Source organism: Cellulomonas hominis, from assembly GCF_901521055.1.
In the GTDB taxonomy this organism is placed as follows: Bacteria; Actinomycetota; Actinomycetes; order Actinomycetales; family Cellulomonadaceae; genus Cellulomonas; species Cellulomonas endometrii.
Window position 1 is genome coordinate 32529 of sequence record NZ_CABEGA010000095.1, and the last position, 26710, is coordinate 59238.

Sequence of the window (26710 nt, forward strand, 5' to 3'; positions counted from 1 at the left end):
GTGGGGAGACCGAGGGGGACGAGCGTGCCCGAGCAGCACCCCGAGCGCCGGACGCACGGCGCCCACGCGGCGGAGCCGTCCGAGCCCGCCGAGCCGTCGGCGCGCCTGCACGCCGCCCGGCAGCAGGCCCACCACCGCCTGACCCGGCACCGCCGTGGCCGCGCCCTGCGCGGGACGGTCTCCGTCGCCCTGGTCATGGCGCTCGCCGGCGCCCTGTTCACGGCCAACGCCCGGCTCGCGCGCGGGACCAACACCCGCCAGCCGCAGGACCTGGCCGGGCTGCAGGCCAACGAGGACGCCCGGCGGGAGCGGCTCGCGGACCAGGTGGCCGACCTGCGCGCCCGCGTCGACACCCTGGCGCAGGAGCAGACCGACACCGTGGGTCTGGAGTGGCAGTCCGCCGGTGCCGCGTTCGACATCGCCTCCGGGAAGGTCGCGGTCAGCGGCCGGGGCATCACCGTGAGCCTGGACGACGCCCCCGCGGACGGGCCCCGGCCGGCGGGCACGGTCCCGGACGACCTCGTCGTGCACCAGCAGGACCTGCAGGCGGTCATCAACGCGCTGTGGGCCGGGGGAGCGGAGGCCATGGCGCTCATGGACCAGCGCGTGATCTCGACGAGCGCGTTCCAGTGCATCGGGAACGTGCTGTCGCTGCAGGGGCGCCGGTACTCGCCGCCGTACGTCGTCACCGCCGTCGGTGACCCGCAGGAGCTGGTCGCCGCGCTCAACGCCGACCCGGCCGTGCGCGCCTACCGGTCGTGGGTGGACGCCGTGGGGCTCGGGTGGCAGGTCACGCGCCCCGCCGAGGACCTGCAGGTGCCCGCCTACGATGGGTCGGTGGACATGCGGTACGCCAGCGTGCCGCTCGGCACGGAGGTCCTGCCCGGTCTCGTCGCCGAGGGCAGCACCGCGACGAGCGGCAAGCCGAGCCGGGAGGGCTCCGAGTGAGCGGGACCGACGTGTCCTGGCCGACGCTCGACGGCCCCGGTGGTCCGGAGGGGCGCGTGTCGGAGGCGGCACCCGCCCGACGTCGCGAGCGCCGCCCGGCACGCCGGTCGCCGCGCGGCGGCGGGGTCGTGCTCGGCGCGGTGGGGGTGCTGGGCGAGCTGCTCATCACCGCCGGCGTGCTCCTGCTGGCGTTCCTCGCGTGGCAGCTCTGGTGGACCGACGTCGTCGCGAACGACGCCCAGGCGGAGCTCGTGCAGGAGCAGGGCTGGGACGCGCCGCTCGAGGCGCTCGACCAGGGCCCCGTGGTCGTCACGCCCCGCTACGACGAGCCGCCGGTCATCGAGGAGCCGCCGTACCTCACGACGTTCGCGTCGATGCGCGTCCCGAAGTGGGACGGCGAGCCGACGCGCACCATCACGCAGGGCACGGACCGGCCGAACGTGCTGAACCCGCTGGGCGTCGGCCACTACGAGGGCACCGCGATGCCCGGGGGCGTGGGCAACTTCTCGCTCGCCGCGCACCGCACCACGTACGGCAAGCCGTTCAACCGGATCGAGGAGCTCCAGGAGGGCGACCCGATCGTCGTGTGGACCGCGGACACCTGGTACGTCTACCGCGTCACCTCGTCGCAGATCGTGATGCCGGAGGACAGCCAGGTGATCGCGCCCGTGCCCGACCAGCCGGGCGTCGCCCCCACCGAGCGGTTCATCACCCTGACCACCTGCCACCCGATGTTCTCCGCGCGCGAGCGCTACATCGTGCACGGTGTGCTGGACTACTGGGCGCCCGTCTCCGAGGGCGTGCCCGCCGAGCTCGTGGAGGCGTCCTGATGTACGGCTGGCTGTGGCGGCACCTGCCCGGGCCGGCCGTCGTCCGGGTGCTCCTGCTGCTCGTCCTCGCGGCCGCCGTGCTGGCGGTCTGCTTCCAGTGGGTGTTCCCCTGGCTGGCCCCCTTCATGCCCTTCAACGAGACCACCGTGGGGGAGAACCCGTGAGCCGCATCCTCGTCGTCGACAACTACGACTCCTTCGTCTACACGATCGTCGGCTACCTCGACCAGCTCGGTGCCGAGACAGTCGTCGTCCGGAACGACGCCGTGCCGCCCGCCGACGAGCGCGCCGAGTTCGACGGCGTCCTCATCTCCCCGGGACCGGGGACCCCGTCCGAGGCGGGCGCGTCCATGCAGGTGATCCGCGACTGCGCCGCGTCGGGGACGCCCATGCTCGGCGTCTGCCTGGGCCACCAGGCGCTCGGCGAGGTGTTCGGCGGCACCGTCACGCACGCGCCGGAGCTCATGCACGGCAAGACGAGCCTCGTGTCGCACGACGGGGAGGGCGTCTTCGACGGGCTGCCGACGCCCTTCACGGCCACCCGCTACCACTCGCTGGCCGTCGTCGACGGGACCGCCTCGCAGGACCTGGTGGTCACGGCCCGCGCGAACGGGATCATCATGGGCCTGCAGCACCGCGACCTCCCGCTGCACGGCGTGCAGTTCCACCCCGAGTCCGTGCTGACCGAGGGCGGTCACCGGCTGCTCGCGAACTGGCTGGTGCTCACGGGGGAGACCGATGCGGTCGCCCGGTCCGCGGACCTGCACCCGCTCGTGCGCCCCTGAGGCACTCCCTCACCGGACGACGCAGGCCCCGGACCCTCCACGGGTCCGGGGCCTGCGTCGTGCTGGGCCGAGGTGCGTCAGTCGCCGCCGTTCCCGTTCTCGCCGCTGTTGCCGGGGTCCGCGGTGGCGGGGCCGGCGGACAGGATCAGCGTCACGGTGCTGCCGATGTCGACGGTGCGCCCCGGCGCCGGGTCGGACGAGATCACGGTGCCGACCGGCTGGTTCGAGGGCCCGTCGGAGGCGATGGACTCGACGGTCAGGCCGAGGCCCTGGAGCTGCGCGGTCGCGTCCGCCTCGGTCTTGTTCAGGATGTCCTGCGGGATGGTCACCGTGGTGGGCGCCGCGGCGACCGTGAGGACGATGGTGGAGCGCTGGGGCACGATCCCGGCGCCGCGGTCCTGGGCGATGACCGTGCCCGGGGCGGCCTCGGCCGTCTCCTCCTGCACGATGTTCGACACGAGGTTCAGGCCGTTCAGCGTGTTCACCGCGTCGGCCTGCGCCTGGCCGCGCAGGTCGGGCAGGTCGACGTTGCCGGACGAGATGAACAGCGTCACGGGCTGGTCCGGGGAGATCTGCTGGTTCGCCGCCGGGTCGGTGCCCAGGGCGCGGCCCTGGGGCTGGCTCGGGTCGTTCTGCTGCTCGACGCTGCCGACCGTCAGGCCGACCTCCTCGATCTGCGCGCGGGCGGCCTCCTGGGTCAGGCCGACCACGTCGGGCACGCTGACGGCGTTCGGGCCGCTCGACACCCAGAAGGTGACGGACGAGCCCTCCTCGGCCTCCGTGCCGCCCTCGGGGTCGCTGCGGGTGACGGTGCCCTCGTCGACGTCCGCGCTCGGCTCCTCCTGGCGGGTGTACTCGAACCCGGCCTCGGTCAGGGCCGCGACGGCGTCGGCCTCGGTCTGGCCGGCGACGTTCGGCACGGTCACCGTCTGCACGTCGGGCTCGCGGTCCTGCAGGAGCAGCCAGATCAGCCCGCCGACAGCCAGCGCGGCGATGACGGACAGGGTGATCCAGAGCCAGCGCTTCGACTTCTCCTCGGGCTCCGGGTCGGGGTCGGTCTGCGCGGGCAGCACGGAGGTCCCCGGGGCCGTGGGCGCCCACGCGGGGGCGTCACCGGGCATGAGCTGCGTCGAGGCGGCGTCCGGGCCCAGCACCTGGGTCGCGGCACCCGCGCCGAGCGCGGCGGCGGCGACGGCGGGAGCGGACACGGCCCCGCCGCGCGCGGCGGCCTCGAGGTCGGCGCGGAACTCGGCGGCCGTGGAGTAGCGGGCGTCCCGCTCCTTCGCCAGCGCCTTCGCCGTGATCCGGTCGAGGACCTCCGGCACGTCGGACGCGACGGAGGACGGCGCGGGCGCGATCTCGCGGACGTGCTGGTAGGCCACGGCGACGGGGGAGTCGCCGATGAACGGGGGACGCCCGGTCAGCAGCTCGAACAGCAGGCAGCCGGTGGAGTACAGGTCGGAGCGGGTGTCGACGGTCTCGCCGCGCGCCTGCTCGGGCGACAGGTACTGAGCGGTCCCGATGACGGCCTGCGTCTGCGTCATGGTCGCGGCGGAGTCGGCGACGGCCCGGGCGATGCCGAAGTCCATCACCTTGACCGCGCCGGTGGGCGTCAGCATGACGTTCGCGGGCTTGATGTCGCGGTGCACGATGCCGGCGTGGTGGGAGTACTCGAGCGCCGACAGCACGCCGGCCGTGATCTCGATGGCCTCCTCGATCGGCACCGCCTGGCCGTCACGGAGGATGTCGCGGACCGTGTGGCCCTCGACGTACTCCATGACGATGAACGGCACGTGCGCGACGGCACCGCTGGGCTCGGTGTACACGTCCTCGCCGGTGTCGTACACGGCGACGATCGACGGGTGGTTCAGCCCGGCCGCGGCCTGCGCCTCGCGACGGAACCGCGCCTGGAACGACGGGTCGCGCGCGAGGTCGGAGCGCAGGATCTTGATCGCGACGGTGCGCCCGAGGCGCGTGTCGTGCCCGATGTGCACCTCGGCCATACCGCCGCGGCCGATGAGCTCACCGACCTCGTACCGTCCGGCGAGGATCCGGGATCCGTCGTCCACCACTAGGCGTCCTTCGCTGTCGTCGTTCGCGCGTCCGGTGCGGTTGCCCCGGACTGTGCTCGCCAGATCATCCCACCTGCACCGTCGGCCTGGGTGTATCCCGTGGTGCCGATCGGGCCGAGCGTGCCGGTGTCACCCGTCAGCCGGTCTGCGAGGGCCGCGCCGAGCAGGGCGACCACGAGCACGGCCAGCACGAGCAGCGGCCACCGGACGTGGGACCCACCGCTGCCGGCCCCGGCCTGCACCCGGGCGTGCGCGCGGGTCGTGGGGTGGCTGTGCGCCCCGCCGCGCCCGCCGGTCGCCCGGTAGGTCGGCGCCTGCGCACCGGCCGCGGAGACCGGCCGTCCCGTCCGGGGGTCGAACGACGGGGGTGCCGCGTCCGCCCCGGCGTGCGGGGAGGGGGCTGCGGGGGCGGCGGCCGAGCCGCGCACCCGGGTCGCCCCGGCGTCCGTGGGGCGGGACCCGCCCTGCCGTGCGCGCCGGGTGGCCGCCGGCTCGCCGTCCGCGGGGGCCGACGCCGGCGGCGCACCGACCGCCACCGCGGAGCGCGCCCGACCGGGCACGATCGACACCGGCGGGCTGCCTCCCGCCGGCGTGTGCGGGACGAGCGCGTCGAACATCCGCGCGAGCTCCTCGGCGCTCGACGGCCGCTGGGAGGGGTCCTTGGCGAGGAGCCGCATCACCAGCGCCGCCAGCTGCCGGTCCACGGACGCGGGGAGCGGCGGCACGGGCGTGTTGACGTGGGCGACCGCGATGTCCACCGCGGTGGGGCCGGTGAACGGCCGGTGCCCGACCAGCGCCTCGTACGCCACGATGCCCAGCGCGTACAGGTCGGACGCCGCCGTCGCGGGGCCGCCGACGGCCTGCTCCGGCGAGAGGTACTGGGCGGTGCCCATGACCATGCCGGTGGCCGTCATCGGGACCTGGTTGCTCGACAGCGAGACCCCGAAGTCGGTGATCTTCACCTTGCCGGTCGGCGTCACGAGGATGTTCCCGGGCTTCACGTCGCGGTGCACGACACCGGCCTGGTGGGCGGCGTGCAGCGCGCGCGCCGTCTGGGCGAGGATCGGCAGCAGCCGCCGCGGCGGGAGCACGGGCTCGCGCTCCAGCAGGTCGCTCATCGGCTCGCCGTGGATCAGCTCCATCGCGAGGAACGCGGACCCGTCCTGCTCGCCGTAGTCGAAGAGCGCGGCGATGCCGTCGTGCGACAGGCTGCCGGCGTTGCGCGCCTCGGTGCGGAACCGCTCGAGGAACCCCGTGTCGCCCGCGAACTCCTCGCGCAGCACCTTGATCGCGATGTCGCGCGCGAGGGACTCGTCGTGCGCGGCCCACACCTCGCCCATGCCGCCGACGGCGATCTGCCGCGTCAGCCGGTAGCGCCCGCCGAGGACGACGCCCGGAGCCGGCCTCACTGCCCGATCACCGCCTCCATGACCGCGCGGGCGACGGGTGCGGCGACCCGGCCGCCGGTGGCCTCGGACCCGACGGACCCGCCGTGCTCGACGATGACGGCGACCGCGACCTGCGGGTCGTCCGCCGGCGCGAACCCGGTGAACCACGCGTGCGGTGACTCGCCGTCGCGGCCCGTCTGGGCGGTGCCGGTCTTGCCCGCGACCCGCACGCCGGAGATCTGCGCGGACGTCCCGGACCCGGACTCCACCACGCCGACCATCATGTCCGTGAGCTGCTGGGCGGTCGTCGCCGAGACCGCCTCGGAAAGCTCCTGCGGCTCGGCCTCGCTCACCACGTCGAGGTCGGCGGTCCGCACGGTCTGCACCAGGTAGGGCGTCATGACGGTGCCGTCGTTCGCGATGCCGGCGGCGACCATGGCCATCTGGATCGGGGTCGCGCGCACCGACTCCTGACCGATCGCCGACAGGGCGGTCTGCGCGGCGTCCGGGTCCTCCGGGTAGGTCGACTCGGCCACCCGCATCGGTACCGTCAGGTCCGCGGAGCCGAAGCCGAACTTCTCGGACTGCTCGCGGAGGGCGTCGTCGCCGAGGTCGACCCCGAGCTGCGCGAACGCCGTGTTGCACGACACCCGCAGGGCGTCGGCCAGGGTGGTCTGGTCGTTCGCCCCGCAGGAGGCCCCGCCGAAGTTCGGCAGGGTGGTCGAGGTCCCGGGCAGGGTGAGCTCGCGCGGGGCGGCGAGCACCGAGTCCGGCGTGTACGACCCGGACTCGAGCGCGGCGGCGGCGGTCACGAGCTTGAACGTGGACCCCGGGGGGTAGTTCTCGCTGGTCGTCTTGTTGATGAGCGGGTCCCCGTCGGCCGCGACCAGCTGCTGGTAGGCGGCGTTCGCGGCGGTGGTGTCGTGCGTGGCCAGGGCGTTCGGGTCGAAGCCGGGCGTCGAGACCATCGCGAGGATCCTGCCGGTCGACGGCTCGATCGCGACGACGGCACCCTGCTGGCCGGCGAGCGCGTCGAGCGCCGCCTGCTGCGCGGCGGGGTCGAGGGTCAGCTCGATCGACGAGCCCTGCGGCTGCGCGCCCGTGATGAGGTCCTGCACCCGGCTCCAGAACAGCGAGTCGGCCGAGCCGGTCAGCACGTCGTTCATCGACCGCTCGAGCTGGGTGCCGCCGTTGACCACGGAGTAGAAGCCGGTGACGGTCGAGTACAGCTCCGGCTGGGAGTACGAGCGCTGGTAGCCGAAGGGGTCGTCGACCGCGGTCGACTGCGCGACGGGCTCACCGGCCACGATGATCGGCCCGCGCGGCTTCCCGTACTCGCGGTACAGGGTGCGGACGTTGCGGGAGTCGTTGTTGAGCGCCGACGCCTGCCCGAACTGCACCCAGGTGGTCCCGGCGAGCAGGGCGAGGAACATGACGACGACGACGGTCGCGAGGCGACGCAGCGCGGTGTTCACGGCCGACCACCCCCGGAGGTGCGGCGGAGCTGCTCCGTCGGCTGGTCGTCGCCCGCGGCGGGACGGCGGGGCGCGTCGTCGGCCGGGCCGGCGACGGCCACGGGGTTGCGGGCGTCGTCGTCGAGCGGGATGCCGCCGGCGGGCGTGGACAGGAGCTCGCCCCCGGGCTCGGGCGCGGGACGGCGGGCGTCGTCGGAGATGCGCAGGAGCAGCGCGGCGATGATCCAGTTCGCGAGCAGGGACGAGCCGCCGTACGCGAGGAACGGCGTGGTCAGGCCGGTCAGCGGGATGATCCGCGTGATCCCGCCGACGACCACGAAGCACTGGAAGGCGATGACGAACGCGAGGCCGGCGGCGAGCAGCTTGCCGAACCCGTCCCGCACGCCGATCGCGGTGCGCAGGCCGCGCTGGCACAGCACCAGGTACATCACGAGGATCGCCATCAGGCCGGTCAGCCCGAGCTCCTCGCCGAGGGAAGCGATGATGAAGTCCGACTCGGCGAACGGCACCAGGTCGGGCCGGCCCTGGCCCCAGCCGGTGCCGAACAGCCCGCCGCTGGCCAGCCCGAACAGGCCGCGGACCAGCTGGCCGGAGCCGCCGGGGGACCGGTCGAAGATCTCGGGGTCGAGCGCGTGCAGCCACACGTCGAACCGCGCGGCCACGTGCCCGAACGACGTCGCGGCCAGTGCCACGCCGCCGGCGAACATCACGAGGCCGATGACGATCCAGGACAGCCGCTCGGTGGCGACGTAGAGCATCGCGACGAACAACCCGAAGAACAGCAGCGAGGTGCCGAGGTCCCGCTCGAGGACCAGGACGGCGATCGACGCGGCCCACGCCACGATGATCGGGCCGAGGTCCCGCAGGCGCGGCAGCTGCAGGCCCAGCACGTTGGGTCCGGCCAGCGCCAGCGTGTCCCGGTGCGTGACGAGGTAGCCGGCGAAGAACACGGCCAGCGCGATCTTGCCGAGCTCCGCGGGCTGCAGCGAGAACCCGAGGGCGTGCACCCAGATCCGGGCGCCGTTGATCTCGACGCCGAGGCCCGGGACCAGCGGCAGCACGATCAGCGCGAGACCGGCCACCATCGCCGTGTACGTGTACCGGCGCAGCGTGCGGTGGTCGCGCAGCACGATCAGCACGACGCAGGCCAGCACGACCGAGATCGCGGACCAGGCGAGCTGGCGGCCCGCGAACATCTCCGTGCCGCCGCGCGCCTCCCGCGCGAGGTCGATGCGGTAGATCATCGCGAGGCCGATGCCGTTCAGCGCGATCACCACCGGCAGGATCACCGGGTCCGCGTACGGCGCCCGCCAGCGCAGCACCAGGTGCACGACGAGGGCCAGGCCGGCCATCCCCGCGCCGTAGCCGAGCACGTCGGCGGGGAGCTCGTCGGTCGCGCCCAGCCCGACCAGCGCGTACGCGGCGATCGCGATGGCCAGCGCCAGGACGATCAGCCCCAGCTCCGTCCCGCGGCCGGCGCGCACCCGGTGCGCCTCGACGGTGGCCATCAGGGCGCCGACTCCTGCTCGGCGTCCTCGGCGAGGGCGTCGACGCGCTCGCGGGCGTCGGCCAGCGACGCGGTGTGGATGGTCTGCTCGACGCGCTCGCGGACGAAGACCGGGAGGTCGTCGACGGCCACGTCCGTGGTCTCGACGACGTCGGACAGGCCGATCGGGCCGATCGTCTGGGGGATGCCGCGGTAGATCGCGACCACCTCCCCGTCGACGCCGACGTAGTACTGGGTCTGCGTCCAGCGGTAGAAGCCGAAGGCCCCGGCGCCGAGCACCAGGACGGCCAGGACGGTCAGCACGAGCGCGCGGGTGCGGCGGCGGCGCCGGTCGCGGCGCTCGGCCGCGTCGTCCTCGTCCTCGTCGACGGCGGGGACGCCGCCGCCCGGGGTGCTGGCGGCGGCCTGCCGGGACAGCTCGGCGGCGCGCGCGGCCGGACCGTCGTGGGCGCTCGTCGGCCGGTTGCGGGAGATCGCGGCCGACCCCACCACCACGGCGTTCGTCGTCGGCCCGGCGCCGTCGCGCACCTGGTCGAGCTCCAGGACGTCCGCGACCACGACGGTGACGTTGTCGCCACCGCCGGCGCGCAGGGCGAGCTGCACCAGCCGCTCCGCGCACGTGTCGACGTCCGGGAGCTCGTGCAGGGTGCGGGCGATCGTCTCGCCGCTCACGAAGCCCGACAGGCCGTCGGAGCACAGCAGCCACCGGTCGCCCGGCCGCGCCTCGCGCACCGACAGGTCCGGGGCGATGTCCACGTCGAAGTCGCCGAGCACCCGCATGACGACCGAGCGCTGCGGGTGGTGCTCGGCCTCCTCCGGCGTGATCTTGCCGGTGTTGACCAGGTGCTGGACGAACGTGTGGTCCGTGGTCACCTGCGTGAGCACGCCGTCGCGCAGCAGGTAGCCGCGGGAGTCGCCCAGGTGCACCATCGCGAGCTTGTTGCCCGCCCGCAGGATCGCCGTGACCGTCGTCCCCATGCCCGCGAGCTCGGGGTTGGTCTCGGAGCGCGTGATGATCTCCTCGCGCGCCTCCTCCAGCGCCCGCTCCAGCTCGTCGAGCGCGTCGTCCGGCCCGTGCGACTCGCCGTCGAGCGGGGCCAGCGCCGCGATCGCCACGGACGACGCGACGTCGCCGCCGGCGTGCCCGCCCATGCCGTCCGCCACGACCAGCAGGTGCGGGCCGGCGTAGGCGGAGTCCTGGTTGTTCGACCTCACCAGCCCGACGTCGGACCGTGCGGCGTAGCGCAGCGCGATGCTCACGATCCCCCCGCTACCCCTGCAGCTCGAGGACGCTCTGGCCGATGCGGATCTGCGCGCCGGGGCGCACCGCCACCGGGCCGGTCACCTTCTGGTCGTCCAGGAAGGTGCCGTTCGTGGAGCCCATGTCCTCGACGAGCCACTGGCCGCCCTCCTGGAAGACGCGGGCGTGCCGCGAGGAGGAGTAGTCGTCGTCCAGGACGAGCGTGCACGACGGCGCGCGGCCGATCAGGACGGCCGACGCACCCAGCGGCAGCGTCGTGCCGCGCAGCGGGCCCTCGGTCACGACCAGCCGGGTCGGACCGGCGCGACGGCCGCGGCCCTTCTCCTGCGCGGGCGTCGGGACCCCTCCGGCGGGTGCGGGTGCCGGGGTCGCCGTCCGGCGGCGGTTCACGATGCGGGTCCCGTACAGGTCCCGGCGCAGCACACCGATCGCGGACAGCACGAAGGCCCACAGGAGCACGAGGTACCCCAGCCGCAGCAGGGTGACCGTCAGCTCACTCATGCGTGCCGTTCGTCGCGTCGCTCACTCGCCCGGTTCCTGTCCGTCGCCCTCGCCCGTCCAGAACATGATGCGGGTCCGGCCGATCGTGAGCGTGTTCCCGTCCAGGAGTGTCGCCGCCGGCACCTGGTGCCCCTCCACGAACAGGCCGTTCGTCGAGCCCAGGTCCGACGCGACGACGCCCTGCGGCGACACCCGGATCTCCAGGTGGCGGCGGGAGACGCCCGGGTCGTCGACCACGATGTCCGCCTCGGACCCGCGGCCGATCACCGTGACGGGGCCCGTCAGCAGGTACCGCTGACCGTCGATGTCGATCAGCGGGTGGCGCGGGCTCGGGGCGGAGGTCGTCGCCGGGGCGGCCGCACCGCGCACCGTCGCCGACTTCACCCGGAACCGGCCGGTCTCCAGGTCCTCGTACTCGTGGAACGCCACCGTCACCGGGCCGACGAACGCGTACCGCTGACCCGTCGCGTGCTCCGTGACGTTCGCCGCCAGCTCGTCCGCCAGCGCCTCCGCACCCCACGCCTCGACCTGGTCGTAGTCGCCCGGGGACAGCTCCAGCGTGAACTCGTTCGGGACCACCGTCCGGTCGCGGCCCACGACGGCCGCACGGTCGTCGACCTCACGGCGCAGCGCGCTCGCCAGCTCGACGGGCTTCACCTCGCTGCGGAAGGCCTTGGCGAACGCGGTGTTCACCACGCGCTCCACACCGTGTTCGAAACGGTCCAGGATGCCCACGCCCACCACCTCCTCACCGCACGCGCAAACCGTCGGGCACGTTCGCTGCACCCGACATCCTGCGTAGATGGTAGCCACGCGGTAGGTCCGCCGCCCCGACCTGGGGACGGCGAGGCGGCGCGGACCTGGTGAAGCAGTCGCGCGCGGGGTGTGGTCGCGGGGGTCCGGGAGGGGCCGGGCGGGTCTGGTCGGGTGGTCCGGCCGCGACCGGGGTGGTCAGCGGGTGGTCAGGACCGACCTCCGAGTCGTGCTAATCTTCTGCGGCGCGCGAGTGGCGGAACGGCAGACGCGCTGGCTTCAGGTGCCAGTGTCCGAAAGGGCGTGGGGGTTCAAATCCCCCCTCGCGCACACAGACGAGAACCCCCGGTCGGAGATCCTCCGACCGGGGGTTTCTTCGTCCTCGGGGTCGACCCGAGTCCACCAGCGCGCTGGAGTTCTAGTGCTGCCAGGAGGCGAACTGGCGCGAACCTGGCGACCGGGAGTGGGCGATGACCGCGGCAGCCGTTCGTCGGCCGGTGCTGACCTTCACGCTCTGATGAGTGACCGGGCGACCGACGTCGTTCCACCATCGACCCCGTGGACTAGGCCTGGGGGAGTGTGACACCGGTGAGCTCTTCGGAGACGGCCCACAGGCGTTGCTGGGCGGCCTGGTCGTACGAAGCGGGACTGGACGTGACCACCTTCGGGTACCCCCGCACCTCGCCGCGGTTGCCGGGGCCGTAGTACTGCCCGCCGAGGACAGCCGGGTCGGTGGCAGCGCGCAGGGTGGGCAGGGCGCCCATCGCGGCCGTCTGGGTGAGCAGCGGCGCGAGCCAGGTCACGGGCAGCCGGAGTGCGGCGGGGGTGTTGCGTGCGAGCTCGGTGTCGGACACACCGGGATGGGCCGCTACCGCGACCGTGGTGCCGTGCCGGGCGAGCCGACGCTGCAGCTCGTACGTGAACATCAGGTTGGCGAGCTTGGCCTGGCCGTAGGCGGCGACGCGGTCGTACGAGCGCTCCCAGTTCAGGTCGTCGAAGTGGATGTCGGCTCGGATGCGGTGCCCGGTGCTGCTGACGGTGACGACGCGCGAGCCGGGGACCGGCAGCAGCCGGTCGAGCAGCAGACCGGTCAGGGCGAAGTGGCCGAGGTGGTTGGTGCCGAGCTGCAGCTCGAAGCCGTCGGCGGTGGTGCGCCGCGGGGTGTACATCACGCCGGCGTTGTTGATCAGCAGCTCGATGCGCGGGTGTGCGGCGCGGAGATCTGCTGCGGCGGACCGGATCGAGTCCAGGGACGTCAGGTCGAGCGCCTGGACGCTGACGTCACCGGTGATGCGTGCGGCTGCCTGCTTGCCCTTCTCGACGTCACGGACCGCGAGGACCACCGTGGCTCCTCGCTCGGCGAGCATCCGGGCCGTCTCGAAGCCGAGCCCGGTGTTGGCGCCGGTCACGACCGCCACCCGGCCCTGCTGGTCAGGGATGTGCTGCTGGGTCCAGTCGTGGCTCACGATTCGCTCCTAAAAGACCGCCGGTTTGATATTGCGAACGTAAGGGACCGGCGGTCTGCTGTCAAGGGACCGGCGGTCCGATATCGTGGGCGGGTGACCTTCCAACGAGCGCGGAGCGAGGAGCAGAAGGAGATCCGCCGTCGGGCGATCCTCGACACGGCGGCGGCGATGCTCGACGAGATGCCCGTGGCCGAGGTGACCCTGAACGAGCTCAGCCGGCGGGTGGGCCTGGCCAAGTCGAACGTCCTGCGGTACTTCGAGTCGCGCGAGGCGGTCCTGCTCGAGCTGCTGGACGACTTCCTGGGGAGCTGGCTCGACGAGCTGGAGAGCGAGCTGGCAGCAGGTGTCGAGGCGAGCGCGGCACCGGAGGTGCGAGCGAGGCAGCTCGCCGAGACGCTCAGTCGCTCGTTGGCGGGCCGGGTGGTGCTGTGCGACCTGTTCGGGGCGCAGGGCGGCGTCCTGGAGCACAACGTCTCGGTCGACGTGGTCAAGCGGCACAAGCGCTCGTCCCTGACCAGGCTCGCCACGATGACCGAGCTCGTGCGCCAGCACGTGCCCGAGCTCGGTGAGGGCGCGCAGGTGTTCTGCCTGATGAGCCTCGTCTCGGCGGGCGCCCTGTCGTCGTACGTCACGCCACCGGCCAGCCTCGTTGCTGCCTACGCGGACGAGCCCGAGCTCGCGGCGCTGCACGTGGATCTGCGCGAGGGGCTCCGGTTGGCCTTCACGTCGGCGTTGCTCGGTGTGCTTCCGCGTCCCTGACCGCGGCGGTCAGTGTTCTCGCGTTCCCGTCGAGCGGTGCGGCCGCAGGCGCGCGATGATCAGCAGGAGACCCTTGCTCGTACCCGAACCCGGGCATGGTCGCCGTCACAAGGGAGTGACCCTCATGAGCACCTCGGTTCCCAGCACCGGCCCCACGCCCGACGACCAGTCGTCCGGCGCGGCACTGCCCGCCTCGTCCGGACACCCGACGAGCCCGGGGCCCAACCCGGACGACCTCGACGACGACCGCGACGCGGACGACGCCCGCACGCACGGCGCCGCGACCGCCACGCCGCCGGTGACGCCGACGAACCCCGGGCCGAACCCGGACGACCTCGACCAGTAGTACCGGACCGCGGCAGCCGTCTCGCTGAAGTTCGGCGGAGGTCTCGCCGATGACGTGAGCATGCCGTCCGCTCCCGAAGACCTGCCGCGCTCGCCCACGGGGCGGGTGCCGCAGTGGGTCGTCGACGAGGCCACCGCGCCCGCGAGCGTCGACGCCATGTGGCGTCCCCCGGCCGGCCCGGTCGAGGGGCGACGCGCAGTTCGACGACGCCGGCGCGGTTCCGGACCGGTGCTCGCGCTCGTCGTGCTGGCGGCCGTCGTGCTGGCGTGGTGGGCGACCGGCGGCACCGACCGGCTCCTCGCGGTCGTCGACACCGGCATCGGTGCCCCACCCGCTGCCTCGGTGCCCCCGCCGTCAGCGGAGCTCGTGGCGATCGCCGACGAGGCCCACCTGTCCGAGGAGGGCCGCCGGCTGCTGTTCGCCGCCCGGCCGGCGTTCCTCGACGCGGCCGCGTTCGCGGGGCAGTGCGAGGACGGTCACGCCGCGGTCGAGGCCGACGGCAGGGTGGGGTGCTACCGGTCGGACGGCTCGATCGTCGTCTACGCGCCGCCCGACCCGCGCCTGCGCGGCTTCATCGTCGAGACCACGGCCCACGAGGCGCTGCACGCGGCGTGGACGACCCTGAGCGCGCCGGAGCAGGAGGAGCTCGCCGGTCTACTGGACGCCGTGGTCGCCGGGGTGCCGCCGGACGACGCGATCCACGAGCAGATCACCGGCTCCGTCGGTGGCCGCGCGGAGAACCGGCCGACGGAGCTGTTCGCCTACGTCGGGACGCAGGTGTGGCGCGACGGCGGCCTGGGGGAGCGGCTGGAGGAGGTGTACGCGCGCTTCGTGACCGACCGCGCGGCCTTGGTCGGGGTGCACGAGGCGGTCGGCGCGTCGATGGCCCAGCTGACCGCGGCGATCGACGCCGGGTACCAGGCCGTCCTCGCCACCGAGACGACGACCGCGCACGACCGCGCCCAGTACGAGGCTGACGCACGCGCCGTGGCGTCCTACCGGCAGGCGTACGAGGAGAAGGTCGCGGAGGTCGCGGCCCTCCCGGAGCAGCAGCGATCCGGGCTTCTGCTGTCGTGGACCTGGTGGGACGGCACCGACCTGCCCATGGCACCCGCGGTCGAGACGCTCGACGCCGCAGCCGACCTGCTCGCGCGGGACGACCGGGACCTGCCGGTCCGGCTCGCTGCCGTCGAGGCGGCGGAGGCGGCCAACGCCGCGGAGCGCGCCCGGGTCGACGCGCTCGTGGCGGACTACAACGCGCTGCAGGCGCAGCTCCAGCCGTGACGAGGTCTCGGGGCGCCGACGTCACGGCACTGCGGCACGCGTGCCGAGCGGCGCGCGTCGTCGGCTGTGCCGTCGCGAGTGTCCTCGTCGTCGCGTTCGTGGTCGGCCTGGAGGACGCATCGACCCTCGGCCGCCTGCCTCTGGAGGGCTGGGCGCTGGCCACCGCGAGCGCCGTGCTGCTGGTGGGCAGCCTGCGTCTCGGGATGCGCTTCGACGAGCGACGGTTGCTCGTCCGGTCCTGGTGGCGGGACGTCAGCGTGGACCTCGCGGCCATCACGTCCGTCGACGCCGTGCCGTACGCGGGCTGGGTGACCGAGGGGAGTCCTTCCCGGTTCGTCTTCGTGCTGAGCGTGACCGCGGACGGCAGACGCCGTGACCTGAGCTGCACGGCAGCGTCCCGCCGGACGGCGGAACTCCGCGCCCGGTTGCTCGCTCAGCACCTGTCCCTCACCGCTCGCGATGATGCGTGATGGCGATCGCCGGCTACGCCGAGGGGGTGACTCCACCCCGAACGCGACGGCCGTCGCCTCGCGATCCCCTACGTTCGCCCCAGCAGCCTCCCGCTCGCCGGTTGGCGTCTGCGCGTGCACGGCGCGAAGCCGTGCGGCGCGCGAGTCGACACGACGTGCCGCGAGGAGGTCGGTGATGGCATGGAGCTCGAGGGCCTGAGTGAGATCCGCCAGCTTGCGTTCCGCGCCGGGGAGCACGACGTGGACCTGCGGGCACGCTTCGTGCTGCTCAACGTCACCTTCGTCGAGACGGTGGGTGGCTTCCAGGTCGGTGTGCTCGCGCAGTACGTGTCGATGGGGCTCGTGCGCGGGTGACCGGCCGACGGTGGGCGACGGGTGATGGTCGAATGCTGTTCGGGAAGCAGCACGCCCGGGACCTGCTCGCGCGCGACCTCCGACCGGACCAGCGGCGCGCGGTCGAGCAGCTGCTCGACGTGCCGGGGCGGTGGTGAGCGTGGCCGGTTCGTGGCCCACCCGCCGGCCCCGGACTCGGATCGCCGCTCGCGGACCACTCGCCTGGACCTTCGCCGCGTACTGGGTCGGGATGGCCGCCCTCTTCGTGGGCCAGAGCGCACACCGGCTGCCCTGGGCGTCCGCGGGCGTCGCCGTGCTGGCCGTGGCGCTGGTGGTGAGGACGGCCCTCATCGGCGTCGACGTCGACGACCGTGGTGTGCGCTGCGTCAGCTGGTTCATGACGAGGCGCGTCGCGCGGGACCAGATCCAGAGCGTCCGGGCCGTCGGGTACTCCGGGTTCGCGAACGGTTTCAGCGACTCGGGGTACCTGTCGATGCTGGAGATCCGCCCGACCACCGGGCGAACCATCATCGTGCGGGGCCTCGTGGGACGCGCGGCGATGGTCAAGGCCGTGGCACGTCGGGTCGGCGACGAGTGCAGGACCGCGGAGGAGGCCCGATGAGGACGGACACCGTCGCGGCTCTGCTCCGGTCCCTGGTGCCCCGGGACGAGGGCATCGCCGCCGAGTTGGTGACCGAGGGCGACGACGCCGTGCGGTACCTCGTGCACGGCGGCACCGAGGTGCGTCGTCACCGGCCACGCTCACCGCTGCTGCGCGTCCATGCACCGGACGGAGACGTCGTCCTGACCCCGGTCGTCGGCTCCCCGCTCCGGCGCCGCGGCACGGGCCCTCGAGGGACACCGCCCGGTCTGATGAGGCCGAGCGCTGCGATCACGGTGGCGGTGCTCGTGCTCAGCGCGATCACCTCCTGCGCACTCGTTCCGTCGGACCCGCTCCTCCCGCCCGTGGGGCTGCGGGTCGACGGGGACGTGATCACGGTCCTGATCCCGCAGTGCCCGGGACAGGGCGTCGTCTCGGCGAGGGTCGAGCAGCTCTCAGGTGAGGACACGTGGGCGGCCGTGTGGGAGGCCTCGGACTTCACCGGCGCCGTTCCTGAAGGGGTCAGGCTGGACGGCGAGGACTGGGCTGTGGTGGACGGCAGCTACGCCGGTGCGGACACGTTGCTGGACGTCACCGTGGACACGTCAGACACCTGGTTCGGCGCGGGACGGGTCGACGTCCGGGAGATCCGCGACCTGCCCCCCGGGCAGTTCGACGTCGACCACGAGCTGATGGGCAGGGCCGAGTACGACGCGCTGGTGTCGGACTTCCCCTGTCCCGTGCGGTCGCCGCAACGCGGTGCGGCACCGTGATGCTCAGTGGCTTCACGGCCCCTGTCGGCGAAATCAGCTTCATCCTCGAAAGGAGAATGCGTGAGCAGGTTCAGTCTGCACGACGCGATTGGTCACGATTTGGAGCCGATCGGCTTCGTCAGGGCTGGGAAGGAGTTCAAAGGTCGGTCCGGAGACGTCATGATGACGGTGTACTTGAACCCGGAGAATCGACTCAAGCGCATCCGGACGGTGTCAGTCGCGTGCGCCACCGTCGAGGATCCGGCATACACCCTGTACCAGTTCGACCAAGTACGGGCGGCGACCGGACTTCACCAGCCACTTTATGACGAACCGGGGTATCCCGGGTGGCCGGGGGTGATCGTGGAGCACTTCCGGGCGGTAACGATGCCATTCATCCGGGAGGCGACCTCGTTCAACGTGATCGTCGAGGGCGTTCTCCGCGGCCACTTCCCTGCGAACTCCGGCACTCCCTACCCGATGGGTGCCGTCATCGTGGCCTACTCGATCGCTGATCGACTGTCGACGACGCCCGTCACTGCGGAGGTGCTGGCTTTCGCGCGCGAGCAGCGGTTCGACTGGCTGGAGTCCCGGAGGCTACGCGAGTGGGCGTCGATGCACGACGTCCCCCTCAATCTTCAGCCGGCACCGTTCAGCCTGCGCGGCGCGCTCGACCCGTGGTTACCGCTGCGCTACCGCAAGTACACGCCCCCGCAGACCCTTCGCCGCGGGGGGCGATGACACTCCCGCACAGCTGACCGAGCAACGCGCGTGTACGCCGTGGTGCGCCGAACGCGCGATTGGGGATCAGTCCGTCTGCCCCTCCGCGAACACCGTCACCACCGACGCGATCACCCCGTCCCGCACGGTGATCACGTCGATCCCCCGCACGACGGGAGCACCGGCGGGCCCGAACGCCCACGCCAGCGCCCCGGTGTCGTGCGAGACGTACCGCAGCCCGTCGTCGGCGAAGACGAAGTCCACCGGGGCCGCCTCCAGCAGCGCGGCGGCCTTGGCCTCCAGCGCGTCCCGCCCGGTGACGGTGCCCTCGGGGTCGGTGAACGTGACGTCCGCGGCGTAGGTCCGCTCGACGGCGGCGTGCCGGGCTGCGGCGTCGCGGGTGCCGAAGACGTCGTGCAGGTTGGCGTGCAGCAGGTCGGCGACGCTCGGCATGGGTGCTCCCCGGGGTGCGGGCTGACGGTCTGGTGGGTGCACCGTAGCCGACCGGGTCAGGCCAGCATCCCCCGCCACACGACCTCGAACGCCGCCCGCAGCCGGGCCTGCGCGGCGGGGTCGTCGAACCGGTCGCCGCGGACGACGATCTGGTAGTAGACGGCCCCGGCGATCGCGTCGAAGCAGGCGGCGACGTCGAGGTCGGCGCGCAGGACGCCCCGGTCGATCCCGGAGCGGAGCGCGGCCTCCAGCGGCACGCGCCGCCGGGCGACGTGCGACGTCCAGTACGCCTTCTGCAGCGCGCGGTCGGACATGACCAGCCGGATTCGCTGGCGGAACCGCGCCTCCGGGTACCCGACGGCGACCGAGCCGGCGGCCGAGGTCGGGTCTCCGAGGGTCGCGGCCATGACCGCCGCCTTCAGGTCGCCCTCGGTCGGGAGGTCGGGCGGGATCGTGCGGCCGACGTCGAGCGCCGCGGCGATCAGGGCGGTGAGGGAGGGCCAGCGGCGGTACAGCGCGGCCCGGCTGACGCCGCTGCGGGCGACGATCCGGGCGACCGTCACCTCCTGCTCCGCGTCGATGAGGCCGAGCGTCGCCTCGATGATCTGGCTGTCGAGGTCCTCGTCGCGGGGCCGGCCGGGAACGCGCCGCGGCACGCTCCCAGCCTGGGTGTCCGTCGTCATGCGGCGAGCGCCCGCGCCCTCAGCCGGGCGATCGTCTCGTCACCGAGGCCCGCGGCACGGAGCGGGGCCAGCGGGTCGCCGTGCCGGTCGCGGAGCCGGGTCAGCAGGATCCGCATCGAGACGTCCATGGACCCGTCGAGCAGCGCGGACGAGCTCGCGATGCCCGCGGGCAGGTCCAGCGCGGCGAACATCGCGGCCATCAGGGGGCGGGAGCGCTCCATGACGGCGGCCATGTTCGGGCCGGTGCGGGCGTAGTCGGTGACGACGTCGTCGTCGGCGGCTCCGAGCGCCAGCAGCAGCGACGCCGCGAGCACGCCGGTGCGGTCGCGGCCGGCGGCGCAGTGGAACGCCGTGGCGCCGGGGGCGTGCGCGATGACGGACAGGGCGGTCACGAGCTGCGGGGCGGCGTCGTGCACCATCCGGACGTACATCTCGCCCATGCCCTCGTGGGTCAGCACGAGCGGGTCCCCTCCGACGGAGTCCCCGACGTGCGCGATCAGGGGCAGGTGGTGGTAGGCGACGGGGTGGTCCGCGAGCGGCCCCCGGCCGGTGACCGCGACCTCGGCGGGGGACCGCAGGTCGATGACGGCGGTCAGGCCGTCGCGGACCAGGTCCGCCGCGTCCTGCGGGGTGATGGTCGACAGGTCGTCGGCCCGGAGCGCGAAGCCCCGGCGCACGACGCCGCCCGCGACCGGGATGCCGCCCAGGTCCCGCAGGTTCACCGGAGCGCTGAGGGCCAGGTCGATGCTGGTGGTGGTCACGTGATCCTCCTTCGGATCAGGGCGCTGCCCTGGTCGATCACCGTGACCAGCACGATGATGCAGATGATGATGGCGCTGAGGTGCCCGTAGTCGTACATGCGCATGGCGGTGGTCAGCTCCAGGCCGATGCCGCCGGCCCCGACGAGGCCGAGGATGGTCGCCCCGCGCACGTTGCCCTCGAAGAGCAGCAGCGTGTACGAGACGAGCAGCGGCGCCGCCTGCGGGAGCACGCCGTACTGGATGACCTGCCGCTTGGACGCCCCGACGGCCTCCATCGCGACGATCGGCCCCCGGTCCACGGACTCCATGGCCTCGGCGAAGATCTTGCCGATCGACCCCAGCGACCCGAGCGTCATCGCGAGGATGCCGGCGAACGGCCCGAGCCCCACGGCGGAGACGAACATCAGCGCGAACACGAGGTCGGGCACCGAGCGGATGATGTTCATGACCCAGCGGGCCGGGTAGTACAGCCACCGTGGCGCGATGTTCGACGCCGCCGCGAAGGCCACGAGCAGGGACAGGACGGCGCCGAGGACGGTGCCGACGACCGCCATCTGCAGGGTCTCGACCAGCAGCTCGACGATGACCCCGAGCTTCGCGAAGCTCGGCGGGAACAGGCGGGAGAGGAACTCCGCCATGTTCACGCCGCCCTCGCCGAGCTTGACGAAGTTGAACTCCGCACCGCCCATCGACCAGATCAGCACGATCGCGGCGACCGGGATGCCGACGAGGAAGCGCGTCCGCGGGACGGAGAACGCCCGTTCCAGCCGGGCGCGCTCCGCCGGGGGCAGCGGGGGCGGGGTCGTCCGGCGGGCCGGGGCCTCAGAGGTCGTGCTCACGGTCGTCCTCCTCCTCGTCGTACAGCCCGGCGAGGGCGTCGGCGTCGAGGTGCGCGGCCGGTGCGGAGACGAGCACCCGGCCGTCCCGCAGGCCGACGACGCGGTCGCCGTGCTCCAGCGCCAGGTGCAGCACGTGCAGGCTGACGAGCACGGGGATGCCGTCCTCGGTCGCGATCTGCCGCAGCAGCCGCAGCACCGAGCCGGCCAGCTTCGGGTCCAGGGAGGCCACCGGCTCGTCCGCGAGGATGATCTTCGGCTGCTGCATCAGCGCCCGGGCGATCGCGACGCGCTGCTGCTGACCGCCGGACAGGGACCGGGCGGGCTGCTTCGCCTTGTGGGCGATGCCCACGCGGTCGAGCAGCTCCATCGCCCGCACGCGGTCGCCGCTGGAGAAGCCGCCGACCACGTTGACCGGGCCCGCGCCGTGCAGCGCGCCGGTCAGAACGTTGGTGAGCACGCTGAGGCGCGGGATCAGGTGGAACTGCTGGAAGACCTGGCCGACGTCGGAGCGCAGCGTGCGCAGGCCCCCGCGCGGCAGGTTCGTGACGTCGTGGCCGGCGACCCGCACCGACCCGCGGGTGACCGGCGCGAACCCGGTGAGGCTCTTCATCAGGGTCGACTTGCCGGAGCCGGACGAACCGAGCAGCGCGACCATCTCCCCGGGGAACAGCTCCAGGTCGACCCCGTCCAGGACGACGTGCTCGTCGTACGCGACCCGCAGGTCCCGCACCGTGACGAGGGGCAGCACCGGCCGGGCCCCCGTGACGGGCACCGCCGTGCCGGCCGTCGCGACGGTCACTCCAGGTCCTCGAGCTCGACGCCGGCGACCGCGGCGATCTGGGCGAACGACACGAACGCGCTGGGCTCCGGGGCGATCACGACGTCCAGGCCGGTGAACGAGCTGTACGCGCCCAGGGCCTCCGCGTTCTCCTCCGAGAACACCCGCGGCAGCGCCTCCTCCAGCAGGGTGCGCGTCTCGTCGTCGAGCGACTGCCGGGCCAGGACGGTGCCCATGATGTCCATGGCGGGGCTCTCGCCGACCGCGCGCCACTCGCCGTCGGCGAACGGGAACATCGGGGCGCCCATCTGCGTGAGGACGACGGCGGTGCAGGCCGCGTCGACCTGGCCCTGCTGCAGGGCGGCGAAGCTGCCCTCGTGGCCGCCGGCGAAGATCGCCTCGTAGTCCTCGCCCTGCTCGAGACCGGCCTCGTGGAGCATGTAGACCGGCATGAAGTAGCCGGAGCTCGACGCCTGGTCGGCGAACGCCACCGTCTTCCCCTTCAGATCCGCGACGGTCTGGACCGGCGAGTCGTCGAGGACCACGCACGTGGACACCGGGTCGTCGCTGCCCTCCCACGCCAGGAGCGCGTCGACCTCGCCGGTGTTGACGGCCAGGGCCGACGGGAAGCCGCTCATGATGCCGATGTCGACGTGGTCCGCGCGGATGGCCTCGACGACGCTGAGGTAGTCGGGCACGTCCGTCACCTCGACCTCGCGGCCGGTCTCCTGCTCGAGCAGCTCGACCAGCGCCTCGACGGGGTTGACCTGGGTGGGGTCGTCGGAGACGGGGAGCGTCGCGATCGTGATGGGCGCGTCGGAGGCGGGTGCCTCGTCGGCGGAGGCGGAGGCGGAGGGGGACGAGCACGCGGCGAGCGCGAGCGCGGTGATGCCGAGCATGCCCATCGCGGGGAGCGAGTAGCGGCGCATCGGGGTGACCTTTCCGGGGTTCGGGGGACGTTTCCGAGAACACCGGTACTTCAACTCGGTCAGGTGGCCGGGAATTACGAGACCGCCGTACTGCGAACGGAACGGTGGGTGAACACCTCGCTCCAGCCTGCGGGCTGGGCCTTTGGGCCCAGGTCGCGCCTAACACCAGATCTAGTGTTGCAGCGCTGTAGTTCGCACTACATGTAGTGCACGGATCAACGGGGAGCGGTGGCAGTGACGACGATCGAGCTGGACGGTACGGACCAGGTGGGCACGGCCCCGGAGCCGCCCGAGAGCCCCACCGGCCTGCTGGTGCGCAAGCGCGACGGCCGGACGCTCCCGTTCGACTCGTCCCGCATCCGCGCGGCCCTCGCGAAGGCGTTCGTCGAGGTGCACGGCGAGGTCACCCCGCTGCACGAGCTGTCGCTGACCGACCTGGAGGCCCGCATCACGGGCGAGCTCGCCGCGCGGTTCACCGGCGAGGTGAAGATCTACGAGATCCAGAACGTCGTCGAGCACACGCTGCTGGAGTCCCACGAGTACGAGGTCGCCCGCGCGTACATCGACTACCGCGTGCAGCGGGACCTGACCCGGAGCAAGGCCCTCGACATCAACCACTCGATCGGCCAGCTCATCGGCAAGGAGCAGGCGGTCGTCAACGAGAACGCCAACAAGGACAGCGACGTCTTCAACACCCAGCGCGACCTGACGGCCGGCGCGGTGAGCAAGTCGATCGGGCTGCGGATGCTCCCCGCCCACGTCGCGAACGCGCACGCCAAGGGCGACATCCACTACCACGACCTCGACTACCACCCCTACGCGCCGATGACGAACTGCTGCCTCATCGACTTCCGGACGATGCTGAGCGAGGGCTTCCGGATCGGCAACGCGCAGGTGGACCCGCCGCGGTCGATCCAGACGGCGACGGCGCAGATCTCGCAGATCATCGCGAACGTGTCGTCCAGCCAGTACGGGGGCTGCTCGGTCAACCGGATCGACGAGCTGCTGGCGCCGTACGCCGAGCGGAACTTCGCGAAGCACCTCGCGGACGCCGAGCGCTGGATCAGCGAGGCCGACCGCCGGCGCGCGTACGCGGAGGAGAAGACCCGCAAGGACATCTACGACGCGATGCAGTCGCTCGAGTACGAGATCAACACCCTGTTCACCTCCAACGGGCAGACGCCGTTCACGTCGGTGGGCTTCGGGCTGGGGGAGGGCTGGTTCGAGCGCGAGATCCAGCGGGCGATCCTGCAGATCCGCATCGGCGGGCTCGGCAAGGAGCGGCGGACCGCGATCTTCCCGAAGCTCATCTTCACCCTGAAGCGCGGGCTGAACCTCGCGGCGGACGACCCGAACTACGACATCAAGCAGCTGGCCGTCGAGTGCGCGACGAAGCGCATGTACCCGGACGTCCTGAGCTACGACAAGATCGTCGAGATCACGGGCTCGTTCAAGGTGCCGATGGGCTGCCGCTCGTTCCTGCAGGGCTGGGCGGACGAGGACGGCCGGGACGTGGTCGAGGGCCGGATGAACCTGGGCGTCGTCACGCTCAACGTGCCCCGCATCGCGCTGGAGACCCGCGGCGACCTGGACGCGTTCTGGGCGCTGCTGGACGAGCGGCTCGAGACCGTGCACGACGCGATGCTCTACCGCGTCGAGCGGTGCAAGGAGGCCGTGCCGGCCAACGCCCCGATCCTCTACGTGCACGGGGCGTTCGGCCGCCGGCTCGCCCCCGGCGACGACGTCGACGCCCTGTTCCGGGACGGTCGCGCCACGGTGTCGCTCGGCTACATCGGCCTGTACGAGGCCGCGGCCGCGTTCTACGGCGGCGCCTGGGAGTCGGACCCGGAGGCCAAGGAGTTCACGCTGCGCGTCCTGCGCACCCTGTCCACGCACGCCCGCGAGTGGACCGCCCGGCACGGGTACCAGTTCAGCGTCTACTCCACGCCGAGCGAGTCCCTCACGGACCGGTTCTGCCGGCTCGACAAGAAGAAGTTCGGCTCGGTGCCGGACATCACCGACAAGGACTACTACACGAACAGCTTCCACTACGACGTCCGCAAGGCGCCGACCCCGTTCGAGAAGCTCGACTTCGAGCAGGACTACGCGCCCCTGACGTCGGGCGGGTTCATCCACTACTGCGAGTACCCCGTGCTGCAGCAGAACCCCAAGGCGCTGGAGGCGGTGTGGGACTACGCCTACGACCGGGTCGGCTACCTCGGGACGAACACCCCGATCGACCGCTGCCTGGAGTGCGGGTTCTCCGGTGACTTCACGCCGACGGAGCGCGGGTTCGCGTGCCCCGGCTGCGGCAACACCGACCCGCGCACCTGCGACGTCGTGAAGCGCACGTGCGGCTACCTGGGCAACCCGCAGCAGCGGCCCATGGTGCACGGGCGGCACGTCGAGATCTCGTCCCGCGTGAAGCACCTCGCGGGCAGCACCGGCGCGATGCCCGGCGGCGAGACGCCCACCGGCGACGCGCCCGCCGCCGTCTGACGCCGTGGCGCGGGACCCACGACCCGGCCAGTGGCGCGCGGCCGCCCTGAGCCAGGACCACGTCGCCGACTACAAGCCGTTCGTCATGGTCGACGGCGAGGGCGTCCGGTGCAGCCTGTACGTCAGCGGCTGCCCGTTCGCCTGCGCCGGCTGCTTCAACGAGGCCGCGTGGTCGTTCCGGTACGGCCGGCCCTTCGACGACGAGCTCGGCGACCGGATCGCCGCGGACCTCGCGCACGAGGCCGTCCAGGGCCTGTCGCTGCTGGGCGGCGAGCCGTTCCTCAGCACCGGCGTGTGCCTGCGGGTGGTGCGGCGGCTACGCGCGGAGCACGGTCGCGGCAAGGACGTGTGGTGCTGGACGGGCTACACGTTCGAGGAGCTGCTGGCCGAGGCCGGTGCCGGGCAGGACGACAAGCGGGAGCTGCTCGCCGAGCTGGACGTGCTGGTCGACGGCCGGTTCGAGCTCGCCGAGCGGGACCTGACGCTGGCGTTCCGCGGCAGCCGGAACCAGCGGGTGCTCGACGTGCCGCGGTCGCTGGCCGCCGGTCGCGCGGTGCCGTGGGCCGGGGCGCGTGACGCAGACGCCGCGGCGGAGCAGGTGGACCGCCGCGCGCTCATCTGACCTGGAGCTGGACCTGGGCGCCATCGCGCGCGCGTGAGCCGGTCCGGTGCCACGCTCGCCCCATGACCGGACACATGCAGAACGCCGCGTCCCGCGCCGGGGACCACCCGCTCCTCGAGAAGGGCGCCCGGCTCGGCTACGCGGCGAGCGGCGTCCTGCACCTGCTGCTCGCCTGGGTGACCGTCCAGCTCGCGTGGTCGTCCGGCGGGGAGCAGGCCGACCAGCAGGGCGCGCTCGCGCAGCTCGCGGGGAACGGGCTCGGCAAGGCGCTGCTGTGGGTGCTGGTCGTGGGGTTCGTGCTGCTGGCGCTCTGGCAGGTCACGGAGGCGGTCGCCTGGGGCGAGGCCTCCGACCGTGCGAAGGCCGCGGGCAAGGCCGTGGTGTACGCGGTGCTGGCCTGGACGACCGTGTCGGTGCTGACCAGCGGCTCGGGCGGCGGGTCCGGCGGGTCCGGGGGCCAGACGGCCGGGCTGATGTCCTCGGGCGCCGGCCGGGTGCTGGTCGGGCTCGTCGGCGTGGGCGTCGTCGTGGTCGGCGGGTACCACGTGGTGAAGGGCTGGACGGAGAAGTTCCTCGAGGACCTCGAGAGCAGCCCGGCCCCGTGGGTCCGCACCGCCGGCCGGGTCGGCTACATCGGCAAGGGCGCGGCGCTCGCGGTCGTCGGGGTGCTGCTGGTGGTCGCCGCCGTGCAGAGCGACCCCGAGAAGGCGCAGGGGCTCGACGGGGCGCTGCACGCGCTGGCGGACCTGCCGTTCGGCGCGGTGCTGCTCACCCTGGTGGCGCTCGGGTTCGCGGCGTACGGGGTGTACGCGTTCGGCCGGGCGCGGCACGCGAAGGTCTGAGCGGGCCCCGTCCCCCGGCCCCTTCTCCCCACCCCGCCGCAGGGCTAGCGTCGG

29 protein-coding genes and 1 tRNA gene are annotated in these 26710 nt (G+C 73.0%); 16 read left to right on the plus strand and 14 right to left on the minus strand.

Features of this window, described 5'->3' with window-relative positions:
• Positions 1 to 24: 24 nt before the first annotated feature.
• Genes KJP73_RS18645 through KJP73_RS18660 form a run of 4 tightly spaced genes read left to right on the plus strand, consistent with a single transcriptional unit; the run spans position 25 to position 2562 of the window.
• Positions 25 to 948, plus strand: coding sequence for a DUF881 domain-containing protein (locus KJP73_RS18645; RefSeq protein WP_249669549.1), 924 nt, complete (start codon positions 25 to 27; stop codon positions 946 to 948).
• A complete protein-coding gene (locus tag KJP73_RS18650; RefSeq protein ID WP_249669550.1) occupies positions 945 to 1778 on the plus strand; it encodes a class E sortase in 834 nt (277 codons plus the stop codon). Before KJP73_RS18645 ends, KJP73_RS18650 begins: the two co-directional genes overlap by 4 nt.
• A complete protein-coding gene (locus KJP73_RS18655; protein ID WP_213284377.1) occupies positions 1778 to 1942 on the plus strand; it encodes a hypothetical protein in 165 nt (54 codons plus the stop codon). The genes KJP73_RS18650 and KJP73_RS18655 overlap by 1 nt, the downstream gene beginning before the upstream one ends.
• Entirely contained in the window at positions 1939 to 2562 is a 624-nt protein-coding gene (locus KJP73_RS18660; protein ID WP_213284378.1) for an aminodeoxychorismate/anthranilate synthase component II, read from the plus strand. The genes KJP73_RS18655 and KJP73_RS18660 overlap by 4 nt, the downstream gene beginning before the upstream one ends.
• A gap of 77 nt (positions 2563 to 2639) precedes the next feature.
• Here KJP73_RS18660 and pknB read toward each other — a convergent pair whose 3' ends face one another.
• The 7 genes from pknB to KJP73_RS18695 are packed head-to-tail and all read right to left on the minus strand — an operon-like array spanning position 2640 to position 11501.
• Positions 2640 to 4634, minus strand: a complete 1995-nt coding sequence (pknB, locus tag KJP73_RS18665; protein WP_213284379.1) for a Stk1 family PASTA domain-containing Ser/Thr kinase — start codon at positions 4632 to 4634, stop codon at positions 2640 to 2642.
• Entirely contained in the window at positions 4634 to 6043 is a 1410-nt protein-coding gene (locus tag KJP73_RS18670; protein WP_213284380.1) for a serine/threonine-protein kinase, read from the minus strand. The genes pknB and KJP73_RS18670 overlap by 1 nt, the downstream gene beginning before the upstream one ends.
• On the minus strand, positions 6040 to 7497 hold the full coding sequence (locus KJP73_RS18675) for a peptidoglycan D,D-transpeptidase FtsI family protein (RefSeq protein WP_213284381.1): 1458 nt from the start codon (positions 7495 to 7497) through the stop codon (positions 6040 to 6042). The genes KJP73_RS18670 and KJP73_RS18675 overlap by 4 nt, the downstream gene beginning before the upstream one ends.
• Entirely contained in the window at positions 7494 to 9005 is a 1512-nt protein-coding gene (locus KJP73_RS18680) for an FtsW/RodA/SpoVE family cell cycle protein (RefSeq protein ID WP_213284382.1), read from the minus strand. The genes KJP73_RS18675 and KJP73_RS18680 overlap by 4 nt, the downstream gene beginning before the upstream one ends.
• Positions 9005 to 10264 (minus strand): Stp1/IreP family PP2C-type Ser/Thr phosphatase, encoded by a 1260-nt coding sequence (locus KJP73_RS18685; RefSeq protein ID WP_213284383.1) that lies wholly within the window; start codon positions 10262 to 10264, stop codon positions 9005 to 9007. The genes KJP73_RS18680 and KJP73_RS18685 overlap by 1 nt, the downstream gene beginning before the upstream one ends.
• A 10-nt stretch (positions 10265 to 10274) precedes the next feature.
• Positions 10275 to 10766 carry an FHA domain-containing protein FhaB/FipA gene (locus KJP73_RS18690; RefSeq protein WP_213284384.1) on the minus strand — a complete coding sequence of 164 codons (492 nt, stop codon included), beginning with the start codon at positions 10764 to 10766 and terminating at the stop codon, positions 10275 to 10277.
• Positions 10767 to 10787: 21 nt separating this feature from the next.
• Positions 10788 to 11501: an FhaA domain-containing protein gene (locus tag KJP73_RS18695; protein WP_213284385.1), complete on the minus strand. Its 714-nt coding sequence runs from the start codon at positions 11499 to 11501 to the stop codon at positions 10788 to 10790.
• A gap of 265 nt (positions 11502 to 11766) precedes the next feature.
• On the opposite strand from KJP73_RS18695, the gene KJP73_RS18700 reads away from it, so the two are divergent.
• Positions 11767 to 11849: transfer RNA gene (locus KJP73_RS18700), tRNA-Leu, on the plus strand.
• A gap of 233 nt (positions 11850 to 12082) precedes the next feature.
• Here KJP73_RS18700 and KJP73_RS18705 read toward each other — a convergent pair.
• Positions 12083 to 12985, minus strand: coding sequence for an SDR family NAD(P)-dependent oxidoreductase (locus KJP73_RS18705; protein ID WP_213284386.1), 903 nt, complete (start codon positions 12983 to 12985; stop codon positions 12083 to 12085).
• Positions 12986 to 13078: 93 nt separating this feature from the next.
• Between KJP73_RS18705 and KJP73_RS18710 the strand changes: the two genes are divergently transcribed.
• The 8 genes from KJP73_RS18710 to KJP73_RS18745 all read left to right on the plus strand — a co-directional run bounded on the left by KJP73_RS18710 (position 13079) and on the right by KJP73_RS18745 (position 18271).
• Positions 13079 to 13744, plus strand: a complete 666-nt coding sequence (locus KJP73_RS18710; RefSeq protein WP_213284387.1) for a TetR/AcrR family transcriptional regulator — start codon at positions 13079 to 13081, stop codon at positions 13742 to 13744.
• A 124-nt stretch (positions 13745 to 13868) separates the two neighbouring features.
• Complete coding sequence (locus KJP73_RS18715) at positions 13869 to 14090, plus strand: hypothetical protein (RefSeq protein ID WP_213284388.1); 222 nt, start codon at positions 13869 to 13871, stop codon at positions 14088 to 14090.
• Positions 14091 to 14150: 60 nt separating this feature from the next.
• Positions 14151 to 15374, plus strand: a complete 1224-nt coding sequence (locus KJP73_RS18720; protein ID WP_213284389.1) for a hypothetical protein — start codon at positions 14151 to 14153, stop codon at positions 15372 to 15374.
• Positions 15371 to 15844: a hypothetical protein gene (locus tag KJP73_RS18725; protein WP_213284390.1), complete on the plus strand. Its 474-nt coding sequence runs from the start codon at positions 15371 to 15373 to the stop codon at positions 15842 to 15844. Before KJP73_RS18720 ends, KJP73_RS18725 begins: the two co-directional genes overlap by 4 nt.
• A 114-nt stretch (positions 15845 to 15958) precedes the next feature.
• Complete coding sequence (locus KJP73_RS18730) at positions 15959 to 16198, plus strand: hypothetical protein (RefSeq protein ID WP_213284391.1); 240 nt, start codon at positions 15959 to 15961, stop codon at positions 16196 to 16198.
• 229 nt (positions 16199 to 16427) lie between these two features.
• Positions 16428 to 16799 carry a PH domain-containing protein gene (locus KJP73_RS18735; RefSeq protein ID WP_213284392.1) on the plus strand — a complete coding sequence of 124 codons (372 nt, stop codon included), beginning with the start codon at positions 16428 to 16430 and terminating at the stop codon, positions 16797 to 16799.
• A gap of 275 nt (positions 16800 to 17074) precedes the next feature.
• Complete coding sequence (locus tag KJP73_RS18740) at positions 17075 to 17551, plus strand: hypothetical protein (protein WP_213284393.1); 477 nt, start codon at positions 17075 to 17077, stop codon at positions 17549 to 17551.
• Positions 17552 to 17611: 60 nt separating this feature from the next.
• Positions 17612 to 18271 (plus strand): hypothetical protein, encoded by a 660-nt coding sequence (locus KJP73_RS18745; protein ID WP_213284394.1) that lies wholly within the window; start codon positions 17612 to 17614, stop codon positions 18269 to 18271.
• A 66-nt stretch (positions 18272 to 18337) separates the two neighbouring features.
• Here KJP73_RS18745 and KJP73_RS18750 read toward each other — a convergent pair whose 3' ends face one another.
• The 6 genes from KJP73_RS18750 to phnD are packed head-to-tail and all read right to left on the minus strand — an operon-like array spanning position 18338 to position 22693.
• Positions 18338 to 18703, minus strand: a complete 366-nt coding sequence (locus KJP73_RS18750; protein ID WP_213284395.1) for a nuclear transport factor 2 family protein — start codon at positions 18701 to 18703, stop codon at positions 18338 to 18340.
• Positions 18704 to 18759: 56 nt separating this feature from the next.
• The gene (locus KJP73_RS18755) at positions 18760 to 19386 is read right to left on the minus strand and encodes a TetR/AcrR family transcriptional regulator (protein WP_213284396.1); all 627 of its coding nucleotides are present in this window, start codon (positions 19384 to 19386) and stop codon (positions 18760 to 18762) included.
• Entirely contained in the window at positions 19383 to 20147 is a 765-nt protein-coding gene (locus tag KJP73_RS18760; protein ID WP_213284397.1) for a tyrosine-protein phosphatase, read from the minus strand. The genes KJP73_RS18755 and KJP73_RS18760 overlap by 4 nt, the downstream gene beginning before the upstream one ends.
• Positions 20144 to 20986: a phosphonate ABC transporter, permease protein PhnE gene (gene phnE / locus KJP73_RS18765; RefSeq protein WP_213284398.1), complete on the minus strand. Its 843-nt coding sequence runs from the start codon at positions 20984 to 20986 to the stop codon at positions 20144 to 20146. The genes KJP73_RS18760 and phnE overlap by 4 nt, the downstream gene beginning before the upstream one ends.
• Positions 20970 to 21785: a phosphonate ABC transporter ATP-binding protein gene (locus KJP73_RS18770; protein WP_213284399.1), complete on the minus strand. Its 816-nt coding sequence runs from the start codon at positions 21783 to 21785 to the stop codon at positions 20970 to 20972. Before KJP73_RS18770 ends, phnE begins: the two co-directional genes overlap by 17 nt.
• Entirely contained in the window at positions 21782 to 22693 is a 912-nt protein-coding gene (phnD, locus tag KJP73_RS18775; RefSeq protein ID WP_213284400.1) for a phosphate/phosphite/phosphonate ABC transporter substrate-binding protein, read from the minus strand. The genes KJP73_RS18770 and phnD overlap by 4 nt, the downstream gene beginning before the upstream one ends.
• Before the next feature lie 234 nt (positions 22694 to 22927).
• Between phnD and nrdD the strand changes: the two genes are divergently transcribed.
• The 3 genes from nrdD to KJP73_RS18790 all read left to right on the plus strand — a co-directional run bounded on the left by nrdD (position 22928) and on the right by KJP73_RS18790 (position 26656).
• The gene (nrdD, locus tag KJP73_RS18780; protein WP_249669551.1) at positions 22928 to 25192 is read left to right on the plus strand and encodes an anaerobic ribonucleoside-triphosphate reductase; all 2265 of its coding nucleotides are present in this window, start codon (positions 22928 to 22930) and stop codon (positions 25190 to 25192) included.
• 4 nt (positions 25193 to 25196) lie between these two features.
• Positions 25197 to 25814: an anaerobic ribonucleoside-triphosphate reductase activating protein gene (gene nrdG / locus KJP73_RS18785; protein WP_213284402.1), complete on the plus strand. Its 618-nt coding sequence runs from the start codon at positions 25197 to 25199 to the stop codon at positions 25812 to 25814.
• A 62-nt stretch (positions 25815 to 25876) separates the two neighbouring features.
• Positions 25877 to 26656: a DUF1206 domain-containing protein gene (locus KJP73_RS18790; RefSeq protein ID WP_249669552.1), complete on the plus strand. Its 780-nt coding sequence runs from the start codon at positions 25877 to 25879 to the stop codon at positions 26654 to 26656.
• The last annotated feature ends 54 nt before the right edge of the window (positions 26657 to 26710 follow it).

Excerpts from the sequence above, each read along its gene's own strand:
- KJP73_RS18655 (WP_213284377.1), top strand. The coding sequence starts at position 1,778 with ATGTACGGCTGGCTGTGGCGGCACCTGCCCGGGCCGGCCGTCGTCCGG.
- KJP73_RS18680 (WP_213284382.1), bottom strand. The coding sequence starts at position 9,005 with ATGGCCACCGTCGAGGCGCACCGGGTGCGCGCCGGCCGCGGGACGGAG.
- KJP73_RS18690 (WP_213284384.1), bottom strand. The coding sequence starts at position 10,766 with ATGAGTGAGCTGACGGTCACCCTGCTGCGGCTGGGGTACCTCGTGCTC.
- KJP73_RS18715 (WP_213284388.1), top strand. The coding sequence starts at position 13,869 with ATGAGCACCTCGGTTCCCAGCACCGGCCCCACGCCCGACGACCAGTCG.
- KJP73_RS18720 (WP_213284389.1), top strand. The coding sequence starts at position 14,151 with ATGCCGTCCGCTCCCGAAGACCTGCCGCGCTCGCCCACGGGGCGGGTG.
- KJP73_RS18735 (WP_213284392.1), top strand. The coding sequence starts at position 16,428 with ATGGCCGCCCTCTTCGTGGGCCAGAGCGCACACCGGCTGCCCTGGGCG.
- KJP73_RS18750 (WP_213284395.1), bottom strand. The coding sequence starts at position 18,703 with ATGCCGAGCGTCGCCGACCTGCTGCACGCCAACCTGCACGACGTCTTC.
- KJP73_RS18755 (WP_213284396.1), bottom strand. The coding sequence starts at position 19,386 with ATGACGACGGACACCCAGGCTGGGAGCGTGCCGCGGCGCGTTCCCGGC.
- phnD (WP_213284400.1), bottom strand. The coding sequence starts at position 22,693 with ATGCGCCGCTACTCGCTCCCCGCGATGGGCATGCTCGGCATCACCGCG.
- KJP73_RS18790 (WP_249669552.1), top strand. The coding sequence starts at position 25,877 with ATGACCGGACACATGCAGAACGCCGCGTCCCGCGCCGGGGACCACCCG.